General features: G+C 72.4%; 10 protein-coding genes. 2 read left to right on the top strand and 8 right to left on the bottom strand.

The features are described 5' to 3' along the window. Nucleotides 1-14: 14 nt before the first annotated feature. The gene (locus ACFVVX_RS20315; protein ID WP_387947420.1) at nt 15-1,994 is read left to right on the top strand and encodes a DUF5107 domain-containing protein; all 1,980 of its coding nucleotides are present in this window, start codon (nt 15-17) and stop codon (nt 1,992-1,994) included. 199 nt (nt 1,995-2,193) lie between these two features. Here ACFVVX_RS20315 and ACFVVX_RS20310 read toward each other — a convergent pair whose 3' ends face one another. The 7 genes from ACFVVX_RS20310 to ACFVVX_RS20280 form a co-directional block, all read right to left on the bottom strand. Then, nucleotides 2,194-3,495 carry an ABC transporter substrate-binding protein gene (locus tag ACFVVX_RS20310; RefSeq protein WP_387947418.1) on the bottom strand — a complete coding sequence of 434 codons (1,302 nt, stop codon included), beginning with the start codon at nt 3,493-3,495 and terminating at the stop codon, nt 2,194-2,196. Nucleotides 3,496-4,099: 604 nt separating this feature from the next. Beyond that, nucleotides 4,100-4,645, bottom strand: a complete 546-nt coding sequence (locus tag ACFVVX_RS20305; RefSeq protein WP_387947416.1) for a hypothetical protein — start codon at nt 4,643-4,645, stop codon at nt 4,100-4,102. 72 nt (nt 4,646-4,717) lie between these two features. Beyond that, nucleotides 4,718-4,879, bottom strand: a complete 162-nt coding sequence (locus tag ACFVVX_RS20300; protein WP_387947414.1) for a hypothetical protein — start codon at nt 4,877-4,879, stop codon at nt 4,718-4,720. 312 nt (nt 4,880-5,191) lie between these two features. Beyond that, entirely contained in the window at nt 5,192-5,662 is a 471-nt protein-coding gene (locus ACFVVX_RS20295) for a hypothetical protein (RefSeq protein WP_387947412.1), read from the bottom strand. 8 nt (nt 5,663-5,670) lie between these two features. Further along, on the bottom strand, nt 5,671-7,017 hold the full coding sequence (locus ACFVVX_RS20290; RefSeq protein ID WP_387947410.1) for a NucA/NucB deoxyribonuclease domain-containing protein: 1,347 nt from the start codon (nt 7,015-7,017) through the stop codon (nt 5,671-5,673). 35 nt (nt 7,018-7,052) lie between these two features. Continuing rightward, a complete protein-coding gene (locus ACFVVX_RS20285) occupies nt 7,053-7,601 on the bottom strand; it encodes a hypothetical protein (RefSeq protein WP_387947408.1) in 549 nt (182 codons plus the stop codon). A 380-nt stretch (nt 7,602-7,981) separates the two neighbouring features. Beyond that, a complete protein-coding gene (locus ACFVVX_RS20280) occupies nt 7,982-8,758 on the bottom strand; it encodes an AraC family transcriptional regulator (protein ID WP_387947406.1) in 777 nt (258 codons plus the stop codon). 55 nt (nt 8,759-8,813) lie between these two features. Between ACFVVX_RS20280 and ACFVVX_RS20275 the strand changes: the two genes are divergently transcribed. Continuing rightward, the gene (locus tag ACFVVX_RS20275) at nt 8,814-10,124 is read left to right on the top strand and encodes a CynX/NimT family MFS transporter (RefSeq protein ID WP_387947404.1); all 1,311 of its coding nucleotides are present in this window, start codon (nt 8,814-8,816) and stop codon (nt 10,122-10,124) included. Nucleotides 10,125-10,219: 95 nt separating this feature from the next. Here ACFVVX_RS20275 and ACFVVX_RS20270 read toward each other — a convergent pair whose 3' ends face one another. Next, entirely contained in the window at nt 10,220-12,955 is a 2,736-nt protein-coding gene (locus ACFVVX_RS20270) for a TIM-barrel domain-containing protein (protein ID WP_387947402.1), read from the bottom strand. Between the last annotated feature and the right edge of the window lie 381 nt (nt 12,956-13,336).

Raw genomic sequence — 13,336 nt, 5'->3', positions numbered from 1 at the left:
GAGGCAGACGACAGATGAGTGAGCTCCGGCTGACCACGCTGACCCTGCCGACCGCCCCGGTCGGCCCCGTCAACCCCCTCCCGCCGCTCTTCGCCGGCGCCGACCTGCACGAGGTCGCCGACGCGAGCCAGGCCGACGACGAGATGCGGCACAACATCGGCTACGGCCGGGTGCCCTCCGTCATGCCGTACCTGGTGCAGGACGGCTACACCCGGGAGCGCGCGCCCGCCGACCACCCGGCCGCGGTACTGGAGAACGCCACCCTGCGCGCCACCTTCCTGCTCGGCGCCGGCGGCCGGCTCTGGTCACTGGTCCACAAGCCGACCGGGCGCGAACTGCTCTTCCGCAACCCGGTGTTCCAGCCCGCGAACCTCGCACTGCGCAACGCCTGGCTGGCCGGCGGCGTGGAGTGGAACATCGGCACGATCGGCCACGCGCCCACCACCTGCGAGCCCCTGCACGCCGCCCGTGTGCTGCGCCCGGACGGCACCCCGGTGCTCCGGATGTGGGAGTACGAGCGGATCCGCGGCGTGGTCTTCCAGATCGACGCCTACCTGCCGGACGACTCGCAGGTGCTGCTCGTCCACGTCCGGATCACCAACCCGCGCGACACCACGGTGCCGATGTACTGGTGGTCGAACATCGCCGTGCCGGAGGCGCCCGACGTCCGGGTGCTCGCCCCCGCGGACGCCGCGTGGCAGTTCTCCTACGACCGCCGGGTCCGCCACGTCGCCCTGCCCGCCCCCGACGGCCGGGACCTGACCCGCACCACGCAGTCCCGGGACGCCGCCGACTACTTCTTCGACGTCCCCGACGGCAGCAGGCGCTGGATCGCCGCCCTCGACGCGGGCGGCCGGGGCCTGGTCCAGGCGTCGACGGACCGGCTGCGCGGCCGCAAGCTGTTCCTCTGGGGGCAGGGCGAGGGAGGCGGACACTGGCAGGACTGGCTGTCCGAGCCCGGGAACGCCTACCTGGAGATCCAGGCCGGACTGGCCCGGACCCAGCTCGAACACGTGCCGATGCCCGCCGGCGCCCGCTGGTCCTGGGTCGAGGCCTACGGACTCCTGGCGGCGGACCCGACCGCCGTCCACGGCGAGGACTGGGCCGCGGCCCGCGAGGCAGCCCGCGCGGGCGTCGACGCGCTCGTCCCGCAGAGCGTGCTGGACGCCGAACTCGCCTCCTCCGCAGCATGGGTGGACCAGGAGCCGGTCGAGCTCCTGTCGACCGGCTCCGGCTGGGGAGCCCTCGAACGCCATCGGCGCGCCCGGGCCGGCGAACCCCCCTTCACGCCGTCCGGCACCCCGTTCCCCGACGCGACGCTCGGCCCCGAACAGGAGCCGTGGCTGGAACTCCTGGAACACGGGCGCCTCACCCCGGCCGAACCGGAGCAGGCACCCGCGTCCTACCAGGTCGACCCCGCCTGGGAGAAGCCGCTCAGGAACGCGGACGGCTGGCTCGCCCTGCTGCACCTCGGCGTCCTGCGCGCCTACGCCGCAGACCCGGAGGAGGCCCGCGAGAGCTGGCAGCGCTCGATCGGGAGCCGGCCCACCGCCTGGGCCTGGCGCAACCTCGGCGTCCTCGCCGACCGCGCCGGCGACCTCACCGAGGCGGCCCGGGCCTACCGCGAGGCCCTCCGGCTGGAGCCCGCCCTGCTGCCGCTGGTCCTGGAGAGCGCCGCGGTCCTGCTGCGCGCCGGGGCGCCGCAGGAAGTCCTGTCGTTGATCGCGGCCCTGCCCGGGGCCCAGCGCTCGCCGGGCCGGGTCCGCTGGGCCGAGGCGCGCGCCGCACTCGACTCCGGCGACGCGGAGCGCTGCGGCCGGCTGCTGCACGAGGGCATCGAACTGGCCGACGTGCGCGAGGGAGAGGGCTGCCTGCACGAACTCTGGTTCGCGTACCAGCGGGCGGCGGGCGGCGCGGGCGCTGACGCCGGCTCCGCTCTTCCCCTGCCGCGCGAGTACGACTTCCGGATGCTGGCTGCGGACGGGACCGGCTGATCGAGGCAGCGCCTGCGCCCGGGCGCTACCAGCGGCAGCGCCGCTGAGCGACGGCCCTGTCTGGTGCCCGGTGCGTCGACCGCAAGCATCGACCTGGCGGCCATGCACCACCACGAGCCCGTGGTGGTGCATGGCCGCCGGGGTTTTCCCGCTCCGGCCGGAGTCTGACCGGTCGGAGTCCGTCCGGGCGCGGCCGAGGTCAGTCGGCGGCGGTGTCGATTCCCTTGCCCCGCATGGCCTCGACGGTGCGGTCACGTGCGGTCTGCAGGGCTGTGCGCAGCGGCGTGCGCTCGGCCACGGCCTTGGTGAGTTCGCTGCTCAGGACTGCGGAGGTCTCGGTCATCACCGGCCCCCAGGTCCAGTTGGTGCCGTTCCGGGCGGCGTTGCGGAAGACGTCGAAGATCACCTGGTTGCCGAAGTACGGGTCCGGCCGGTTCAGCGCGGGAAGGGAGTCCGCGGCGATCGCCGCAGGGTAGATGCCGGCCTTGTCCACCAGGATCTCCAGGGACTTGCGGTCGCTGCCGAGCCAGTCGGCGAACTCCAGCGCGGCCCCAGCGGCACTGCAGCCCTTGACGAGCGCGGTGGCGGACCCTCCGTCGAAGCCCGCGGAGGCGTCGCCCGCGTTCCACCGGGGCATGGGTGCCACCGCCCACTGGCCCGCGGCTCCCGCCGCCTTCTGGGCGAGCAGGCCCGAGAACCAGGCGGGTGCCGGTACGGCGGCGATCGTCCCGTTCTGCAGGCCGGTGAACAGGCCGTCGCTGTACGCCTTCTCGGTCTTGACCAGGCCCTTGTCGAGCAGCGCCTGCCAGTAGGCGGTGACCTTGGAGCTGTTCGGGTCGGTGGTGTTCACCCTCCACGTACGCCCCTTGACGTCGAACCAGCTTCCGTTCGCCTGGGCGGTGAGAGCGGCGAACCACCAGGGGTCGTCGGGTGTGAACAGCGTCAGGTGGCGCTCCGGAGCGGCCTGCCGCAGGCGCGCGGCGTCCGCCGCGAAGTCCTGCCAGGTGGCCTGGGGCTTCAGGCCGTACCGGGCGTAGACGTCCCGGCGGTAGTAGAGGGCCATCGGGCCGAGGTCGACGGGGAACCCGTAGACCTCCCCGGCCACGCTGGTCTGCTGCCAGGCGGGCTCGCTGTACTGGACCCGTTCGTTGATGACGCTCTGTCCGATCGGCTGGAGCGCTCCTTCGGCGACGAAGCTCGGCAGGGACTCGTAGCCCATCTGGATCAGGCACGGCGCGGTGCCGCCCTTGACGGCGGACTGGATGGCGGCGTAGCCGCCCTGACTGCCCGGCGTGATCCTCCGGAACTCGACGCGGACGCGGGGATGGGTGGTGTTGAACTGCGTGGTCGCCTCCTGGTACCCGGGCGCCCAACCCCAGAACGTGAGGATCGTCGGCGGTGCCCCCTCGGTGCCCGCGGATCCGCACGACGCGACGCCGGTGAAGGCACCGAGTGCGGCGAGTGCCGCGAGTGCGCGGCGAGGGGTGGAGGGTCTGCTCATGGGGGTGTCCTTCGCGAGGGGCGGCGTCGGGTGGTGGGTGCGGGGCCGCGCGAGCCGCACCGGAGGTGGGGGCGGGCTCGCCCTACGGGAGGCCTGCAGCACCGAAGTCGGAGCGGTGCCGGGTGCGGTGACGCCCGGGGGTCGCCCCGGCGTGAAGCTCCCCGTGGACGGCTCGGCGGCTCGGGGGGTGTGGCCGCTGCGGCGTGGTGGGGGATCGGCAGGTGCGCACTACGGGAGAGCGGATCTGCAATGATATGCAGTATCGGGCCTCATATTGCGCAACTGTCAACATAAACAGCCAAGATGTTGCATGCGACGCCTCATCGTGACCTGTGGTCTGAGGTGTGTGGCCTCAGGGTGTGGGGGTGCTGCACGGTTGGGCGCGGGTGGCCGGACGCCGCGCGACAGGCGCCAGTCGCGTCTCCCGACCGGACGCGGTCGCCGACCCTATCGAACGGGGAGTCGGCCACTGACGGGGCAGCACGGGTGACGATCGTTCGTCGCCCGTGCTGCGGTGCTCTCCAGGGTGTCGCGCCGACGGTGGGCGCTCGGTGTCCTGCGACGGTGATCTCGACCGTCCACCAGGGGAGTTCGACCGTCCGGTCTAGGAATCCGAGTGCGGTACGGACCGCGCCACCGGGGAGGCGGCGGCGACCGGCTTGTCGGGCTGCCGGTCCTGCGGCACCGAGGCGTGCAGCCTCCGGATCGTCCGCAGGAGCTCGTCTCGGTGCTTGGCCGACTTCACCCAGGCGGGTAGTCGCTCCACCAGGCTCATCGAGCCGGGGACTGCGGCACGCTCACGCAGTCCGGCGGCGATGTAGCCCTCCAGCAGGTCGAGATGGGCGAGGTTGTACGCCCACAGCTGCTTGCCGCCACGACACTCCGCGGCCAGCCGGAGCGGCAGTCGGAAGTGCGGGTCGACCGGCCTGCCGAAGGCTCGGCAGCTCTGGAACTCGTCCGTGGCGAACCCGCAGCCGCCGCACCGCAGTCGCCGACGGGTGAACTCCCGGTCCCTGAACCGGCGGTGCTCGCACTCGCCGAGCCGCGCGAGGATGAGAGCGCAACCCCCGCACTGCGGGCAGCGGACGAGTACCTCGTCGGCGAACTCGTACACCTTGACCCCGGGGCCGGTGAAGCGGCCGTCCGTCATGCCCTCCGCGCCGCTGGACCGACGTGCCCGGTGATCATCGCATCCGGCAGCGGGGTGCGCTGCCGGATGCGCTCACACGGTCGGGCCGGTCAGGCTCGCCAGGGCCCGGTGGGCGCGCCGGGCGGTGCGCTCGGCGCGGTTCTTGAGCCGCAGCGCGCGCATGATGCGGTTGTTCTCGGCCTCCCGCAGACGCTCGTCGATGGTCGCCCGCGCAACTTCGAGATGGTAGGTCATGATGCTCCCCCAGTCGATGGGTGATCCGTTGGCGCCACTGTGACGCCAACCCCTCAGATCACCTTCTGTGCTTCAGACTCTACACCCAAATGCGGCCCAGGGCCTCGCATTTCACGGTCTGTTCAGATAATTGCCTGCTGATCGAAGGGAAGGTTGCCGATTGGCTCCCGACTTCGTGGAGGCGCTGAGCCACCCCGCGAAGCCGGGAGCGACGCCGCCCGGTCACCGGCCGGAGGGGCCGGAGGGGTTGGACGAGGGGCGACAGGTCGGTGGTTCGGACCGTCCGGTGGCCTGCGGGGATGGCTGCGGCTGTCAGCGGGGCCACAGCTGCAGCAGCCAGTGCTCGGCCCGGTGGGGGAGGGCGTCGCGGGTGGGGTGGAGGGCGCTGCGGTAGGCGGTGAGGGTGTAGCGGCCGGGTGGGAGGCGCAGGGCCGTGCCGGTCGGGAGGTGGGAGACCCCGGAGGCGAGGGTGAGGCGGCCGCCCTCGAGGTCGACGCTGAGCCGGATCCGGCGGGGCCAGTGCCCGGGTGGGGGCGCGGGCGGTGCGGCCCAGTGCTGGAGGGTGACGTGGGGGTAGTGGTCGGACAGCGCGCTGTTGAAGGTGACGGTGCCGGCCGCGGTGGTCGCGAGCTGGTCGCGGTGCGGGGTGGGCGGTCGGTCGTCGGGGTCGCCGCTGGGTGCGGCGGCGGTGTCGACGAGGTGGAAGAGATGGTGTTCGGCGCGCACTTCGGTGGCCAGTTCGGCGACCGGTGCGGCGGGCGGCTGTCCGGCCGCCGGGTCCACCGGGCGGGTCAGGGATCGACCTGGACGTGGAAGGGATCGTTGGTGAGATCACTGCCGAGGATGCGCCGGTTCTGGTAGAAGGCGCTGAGCCTGCCCCCGGAGCCGCGGTTGTCCCAGTCGTGGATGGGTTCGACGCTGTAGTTCTTCAGGTTGTCGTCGGCGCCTTCGAGGGTGGACGCGAAGGGGTACTCGTCGCAGTCCAGGCCCTCGTGGGCGTAGTCGGGGAAGTACTTCTGACAGGCGGCGACGGCGACGGTGCGGTGGGCGTCGATGGCGGCCTGGTCGGCGACCCGGTGCAGCGGCGCGGCGCCGGGGGCGCCGGGGATCTGCTTGCCCGGGGCGTCGGGGACGGTCTGGTCCGGGTGGTACTGGGCGGTGACGATGTGGTCCGCGGACTCCGGGTGGTCGGAGCGGTGGATGTGCAGGGTCTCGGTGACCCAGGGGAAGACGCAGCCGTCGCCGGCGGCGGTGGTGATGAGGTACGGCGCGGAGTCGCAGCGGATTCCGCTGTTGGGGCCGTCGTAGGGGTTGGCCGCGCCCTCGCCGATGACCGAGACGTGTGCGGCGAGGTCGGCGTAGCTGATCAGGGCGGTGCCGAGGCCGCCGGCGGGGTCCTGGCGGAAGGAGTAGTAGCGGCTGGTGACGGAGCCCTCCGCGGCCCACAGTCCGATGGGCTGGACGTAGGGGCCGCCGAAGCCGCTGTCGACGACGCAGGGGCCGAAGCCGGGCCGGGCGGTGCAGGTGACGTTGAGGCTGAGCGGTACTTCGGCGATGTCGCCCTCGAGGCGCCAGTTGTCGAGGACCTGGACGACGTCGACCTCGCGTCGGGCGTTGTGGCCGTACTGGATGTCGGTCATCTCGGCGTCCGCGCTGCCGGTGACGGAGCAGAAGATCCACCAGCACGCGACGTGGGTGGGGTGGAGGTGGAAGGCCTGGCAGCTGACGAACCGCGACTTGCCGTAGCCCTGGTCGTGAAAGGCCGCGTCCTGTTCGCGGCACTCGTAGGAGGGCAGCTCGTCCTGGCCCGAGCGCCTGGCGGCACGGGGGGCGTGGTTCTCGCGGGGCCCGGGCTCCATCGCGCGGATGCGTCCGAGGAGCTGGTCGAGGGGCAGCTCGTGGCCGGGCTCGGTCAGCGGGACGTGGGCGGGGGCCAGCAGGACGTAGTCCCGGCGCGCGGAGGCGTCACCGGTGTCATCCGCGTGGGCGGGGACGGCGGCCGTGGCGGCGGCCAGCGTCAGCAGGGCCGTGGCGACGGCCGTCACCGCGCTGCGGAGCCGAGGCCGGAGCCGGGGCCGGCGGCCGGGGTGGTGGCGGCCGGGTGCGTGGCGGTCGGGGGTGTGGCGGCCTGCGCGCATCGTTGCCTCGATTCCTCGTTCCGGGAGTCCGGGGATCATGAGCGGGGGTCGATGCGCCAGCCGCGGGGGTCGCCGATCACCTCGGTGGAGGTGTCGGTGATGACCTGTCGGGTGTAGCCGTCGCGGAAGAGCCGGTACTTCACGTCGAACGCGGCGAGGTCGTTCGCGCACTTGCCGCTGGCGTAGCAGTGGTCGACGCGGATCTTGAGGACGACGGTGCGGTAGTCGGGCGTCTGGTCCTGGTTCTGGAACCAGGCGCGGACCTTCCAGCCGGCGAGGCCGTAGCCGCGGTTCGGCGCGGCCTGGACGACGTCGAACCTCCATTCGTTGGCGGGGGTGAAGGCGCAGGCGTTGATCGAGGTGTCGACCTCGGCGGCGCGCTCCCAGTCGCCGTAGATGTTCTGCGCCTGCAGGTGGTAGGTGGCCGAGGGGGCGCAGGCGGAGGCGGCCTGGTCGGCGCTCGCGGTGGCGGTGGCGGCCTGACCTGCACTCGCGGAGGCGGCGGGTGCGGAGGCGGCCACGGCGGCGACCGTCAGGGCGGCGGCCGCGAGTCGGAGCCCCGTGCGCGGGGACGTGCTGTTCATCCGGTGTCTCCTCGTCATCGACTGTTCGTGAACTACCCATTGAGCGTGACACGTAGTCATCGGTCGGGCACGTGCTGTCGTCTGAGTGGATCCCCCGGCCGGGCCGACCCGCCTCCGCCGTTCCTCGGCCGGGTTCTCGTGCATCGGTGGGCCACGAGCCGGCCTGCGCCGTTGCAGTGAAGCGGGGGCGCGGGGAGCCCCGGGGGGCGTGGAAGGTCGCGCCCGGCGCCTTCGCGGGCTTCCCGGGCTTTGCGGTCGGCTGCTCGTCGATCGGGCGCCGGTGCAGCCGGAGGAGGGTCACCACGGCGCCGAACAGGGCGACCAGGGAGCAGGGTTGGGTCCCGTGGTTCTTATCTGTCCGAGCCCCGGCCGGGCCGGACCTAGCTCTCCTCGGTGGGGAGTTGATGGTTGCGGTAGCGGCCGGGGGTCTCGCCGACGAGAGCGGCGAACGCTTCGATGAAGCTCGTCGGATTGGCCCAGCCGCAGGCGAGGGCGGTGTCGGTGACGGACTTCCCCGCGGCGAGCCGGGTGAGCGCGTGGTGGACGCGGAGCTGAGTGCGCCACTGATGGAAACTCATCCGGAGGTCCTGCCCGAAGAGCCGGCTGAGCGTACGCTCACTCGCCCCGACGCGCGCACCGAGCTCGGCGAGAGTCTGCTGATTGGCAGGGTCGGCGTAGAGGATGCCGGTCAGCGCCCGGAGCCGGTCGTCGGCCGGCTCGGGCAGGTGCAGCGGCTGCTCGGGCGCCGCGGTGAGCTCGTCGACGACGACCGCGTGCAGCCGGTCGACCGCCTCCGGCGTCCGCCCGCCGGTGTCCGGCTCCTCGGCCGTGAGGGCGAGCAGGGCTTCGCGGGCGAGCCCGGAGACGGTGAGCACGGCGGGATGCGCGGGCAGCCGGGTGGCGAGTGCGTCGAACAGGAACAGGATCCGCATGTCCGCGTTGCCGTGCGCGGTGTGGTGGTGCTCGAAGGCCGCGGGAGTCCACGCCACCCGGGTCGGCGGAGCGATCCAGGTACCCCTGGCGGTGGTCACGGACAGCACGCCGGTGGCCGGATAGACCAGGTGGCCGCGGTCGTGGGCATGGGTGGGCAGCCGCTGCCCGTGTGCCAGGACGATGCGGCCGCGTTCCGCGCGATCAAGATGGCGGGTTTCCGTCATGGATTGGCATCCTATCGGTAGCCCGCCGCCGCGGCTCCGCCCGAGAGTGGACGGCATGACCAGCCCAGTGACCCATCAGGCCCCAGCGGCCCGCCCGTCGGCGTCCCGGCAGCCATCCCCTCCCGGACCGGCCGGGGCGCGCACCCTACAAGCCGCCGTCGCGTTCAGCCTGGCCGCGCTGAACCTGCGCATCGCCGTCGCGTCCCTGTCCCCCGTACTCACGGAGGTCGAGCACGACGAACACCTCTCCTCGTTCGGCGGCGGAGTCCTCTCGACGGTGCCGGTCGTCTGCTTCGGGGCGTTCGCGTTCCTCGCGCCCCGGCTCACCCGCCGCTTCGGGCCCCACCACCTGCTGTGGTACGCGCTGCTCGCGCTGACCGGCGGCATCGTGCTGCGCTCGGTCCCGGGCGTGCTCGCCCTGTTCGGCGGCACCCTGATCGCCGGTGCGGCGATCGCGGTCGGCAACGTCCTCATGCCGCAGCTCATCAAACACGACTTCGCCGGCCGCGCCGGGCTGATGCTCGGCTGCTACTCCCTGGCCCTGTCCGGCGGAGCCGCGCTCGCCGCGGGCATGGTCGTCCCGCTGGAGTCGGCCACCGGCTGGGGCTGGCGGCAGGTGCTCGCACTGTGGGCGGTCCCGTCCCTCGTCGCCGCCCTCGCCTGGCTTCCCGAACTGCTCGTGCCGGACCGGCGTTCCCCGAACCGCCGGCGACCGGAGCCGGTGGAACAAGGAGAAGCCGCTACTGCCGCACCCGCACCCGCGCCTGCACCCGCACCCACACTCAGGGCGCTGTGGCGCGACCGGACCGCCTGGGCGGTGACCCTGTACATGGGTCTGCAGTCCCTCGGCTACTACGCGATCCTCTCCTGGCTGCCGACGCTTCTGCAGGACCACGGCATGAGCGACGGCCAGGCCGGATGGATGCTCTCCTTCTCCAGCTTCCCCGGCATGGCCGCATCCTTCGCGGCACCCTGGCTGCAGCAGCGCCTGCGCCCGGCCTTCGCCGCACCCCTGGCGGCCGCCCTGCTGTGCGCGACCGGCTTCGTCGGCCTGCTCACGTCCCCCGTGTCGGGCGCCTATCTCTGGATGACCGCCCTCGGACTGGGCCAGGGCCTCGCCGTCGGTCTCGCCCTCGGCTACATCGTCGCCCGCTCGCCCGACGCGCACCACACCGGCCGGCTCTCGACGATGGCCCAGGGGGTCGGCTACCTCATCGCCTGCCTCGGCCCGCTCGGTCTCGGTCTGCTGCACTCCGCGAGCGGGGGGTGGTCGCTGCCGGTCTCCGTGCTGCTCGCCGTGCTCGTCGCGCAGACCGTCGCGGCCTTCGGCGCGAGCCGCGACCGCCATGTCCTGACGTCCTCCTGAAGGCCGGAGCCCGCGCCGACACCGGGCCCGCACCAGTCACGACACGTGATGAGGCACCAGCCCGGGAGCTGGTGCCTCATCACGGCAGACGGACCCTAGGGGGAGGGGTTCCCGGTGGCGGTGATCTCCGCGGCGCTGGTCCACGGGCCGCGGTTGCCGGCTTCGGTGAGTGCCCTCAGCCGCAGGTACCGGCCCGGTTTCGCCGCGAACGCGACCTTCTTCGCGGCGGCGGTGTCCGCGAACGTCCCGGTGGCCACCGGCGTGCCCCAGGACGTGGTGGAGTCGGAGACGTAGATCTCGTACCGGCCGATCCGGCCGTTGACGCCGCCGTCCTGGCGGGGCAGGTAGGTCGCCGAGTCGACGCCGTAGCGGGCGCCGAGGTCGATCTGGATCTCGTGCGGCAGCGGAGCCGAGGCGCTCGTGTACTTGCTGTGCCAGATGGTGCCGGCGCTGCCGTCGAAGGCGTTGGCCGCGCCGCCGTTCTCGCCGGCGGTCTCCTGGCTGTCGGTGTACGCGAGCTTCCAGCCGGTCTGCGGGATCGGCGCGCTCGCCGTTACCGGGGTGCCGGCGGGGACGGTGATGCCGGCGGCGGTGACGGTGAACGCCCCACCGGTGCTGCCCGTCTTGATCCACAGCACTCCGGACCGGTCCGCAGGGTCGAAGTACCAACCGGTGCTCGCGCCGTCGTAGGCGGCCTTGCTGCTCAGCGCGGCGAGCGTGGTGGCGCCGACCTTGACGGACGCGGGTGCCTCGGCGCTGTGGACGGTGAACTCGTAGCCGCGCGAGGCGGGTTTGCCGGTGTAGCTGCCGGTGGGGGCGCCGACCGACAGGGTGACGTCGCCGGTGCCGGAGGCCGGAGCGGTGACGTCGACCTGCTGGCGGGCGTAGGCGCCGGACTGGTAGGCGCGGGTGGTGCCGTCGTCCTCGTAGAGGTCGAAGGAGGAGTTGCCGCGCGGGTAGACGTCGTAGGTGAGGGTGCCGAGGGGCTTCTCCCCGGTGTAGTTCATCTGCGGCCACATCGGCACGATGCCACCGGACTTGACGAACAGCGGCAGGGTGTCGAGCGGCGCGGAGTAGCCGTCGAGCCAGCCCGGTCCGGTGTAGACCCGGCCGGTCCAGTAGTCCGTCCAGCTGCCCTCCGGCAGGTAGATGCCGTCCCTGGTCGACGTGTCGCTGACCACCGGTGCGACCAGGAAGGAGTCACCCGCCATGAACTGACCGCTCGTCAGGTTCCCGCGTGCGACCGGGTCGTCCGGGTACTCCAGGACCATCGCCCGCGTCGAGGGGACGCCGGTGTCGTTGGCGACCTTGCTCATCGTGTAGAGGTACGGCATCAGCCGCATCTTGAGCTGGAGGTACTTGCGGTTGATCGACAGGTACGGGTCGGGGAACCGCCACGGCTGCTTGTCGTTGTAGCCCGCCGACGGATTGGTGGCGCCCCACCCGGACATCGTCATGAAGGCGGGGGTGAGGGCCTTCCACTGGAGGTCGCGGACGTACGTCTTAGGGCTGCCGCCGAAGATGCCGTCGATGTCGCCGGAGGCGTAGTTGAGACCGGACAGGCCCGCACCGGCGATCGAGGGGACGTGCCAGCGCATGGCGTCCCACGTCCCGCTGGTGTCGCCGGTCCAGACCACCGCGTTGCGCTGGGTGCCGGCCCAGCCGTCCAGGGTCCAGACGAAGCGCCGCGCGTCGGAGTTGTCCTCGATGCCGGCGACCGCCTGGCGGACCCCGGCGAAGGCGCTCTTGTAGCCGCCGCCGATCCACGCCACATCGGTCTTCACGGCACGTGAACCGGCCGTTCCGATCTCCCAGTTGATGTCGCCGAGGCCGGTGGACGTCCACAGCCCGGTGTTGAAGCCCTTGCTCTTCAGGTCGGCCACGGTGCCCGGCAGGCCGGTGTACCCGCAGCCGTAGCCGTCGTTGGGCAGGAGCCAGCCGGACGGCATGTCGGCCGCGCGGGCGTCGGCCGCGTACCCGGCCACGTCGGGCGTGGTCTGGTGGCGCAGCCGGTTGTGGTCGCCCGTGTAGGCGGGGTTGGAGGCGTTGAAGCAGTCGGCGTTGCCGAGCTCCAGGCCCCAGATCGGTGCGAGGAACGGTTTGCCCGTGACGTCGGTGTACCCGTCCAGCACGTCCTTGAGCGAGCCGCCGGCGAAGTACCAGGCGTCGAAGCGCTTCTCGTTGTGGGTCAGCGCGGTCGGCGCGCCGAAGTCGTACGAGCCGGGCGCCCAGGTGTTGCGCATGACCCCGTAGCCGTTGGTCGACATGTAGAACGGGGCCGGGCTGGCGTTGCTGTTCTCGGTCCAGGTGTTGGACACGGAGATCGGGACGGTCCTGCCGCGCAGGGCCCACTCGCCGAGGTGCAGGCCGGTGCCGTAGAACTGCTCGTCGCCGCCGCGGCCGAGGTGCTGGGTGGTCTGCGTTCCGGTCCAGCTGGTCGGTTGCGACTCGGCCCACACCAGGGTGGAGTTGTCGGCCTTGTAGAGCGCGAAGGTGAGCGGTGACTTGTTGATCCGCAGGCTGATGGCGGAGGTGCCGATCCGCCAGTAGGACCCGGCATCGGTCAGGCTCGCACCGACCGTGCCGAAGCCGGTGTTGACGGCGAGGTCGGTGCCGGCGGGATCGTTGCCGAACGTGCCGTCCGGTGACAGCCAGATCCGGAAGATGTCGGCCCTGGCGACCGTCACCCGGGCGGCGGCTCCGCCGGAGGCGGTGACGGTGAAGGTGTCACCGGAGCGGCTGACTCCCGTGACGTTGCCCGCAGTTGCGGCGTGCGCGGCGCCGGCGGGGCCGAGTACGGCGAGCAGCGAGGCCACGAGCAGGAGTGACACCAGGGCTGCCGCACGGCTGAGGCCGGGGCTGCCGGACCGGGGAACAGGACGAGGAGTGGAACGCATGCGTGGACGCCTCCCTGGATGGGCCTTTCGGGCGGACTCGGTCTTTCGGACTCCGGTGCGGGATCGGTGCGGGATCGGTGCGGCGACGAAGGCGGACGGGTTGCCGGGCACCGGGCGGAACGCCGCCCGGGTGCGGACGCGGTTTGCCGGGGCCCGCGCACGGTGCCTCCTGCGGACGGGAGACCTGGGAGAGCCGGGGCGCCGCGCTCGGTCATCCGTGACGCGAATCGAGCACCGTCCTCCGCCATGGATGCTCGATGATGGCCAGAGTGGCGCCATTTTGAGCAGTAGTCAACATGTCGAAGGGGGTACCCG

It is taken from the genome of Kitasatospora sp. NPDC058170 (assembly GCF_042883905.1).
Classification (GTDB): Bacteria; Actinomycetota; Actinomycetes; order Streptomycetales; family Streptomycetaceae; genus Kitasatospora.
The sequence above is the reverse complement of the archived record's forward strand: the minus strand, read 5'-3'. Positions and strand labels throughout refer to the sequence as shown.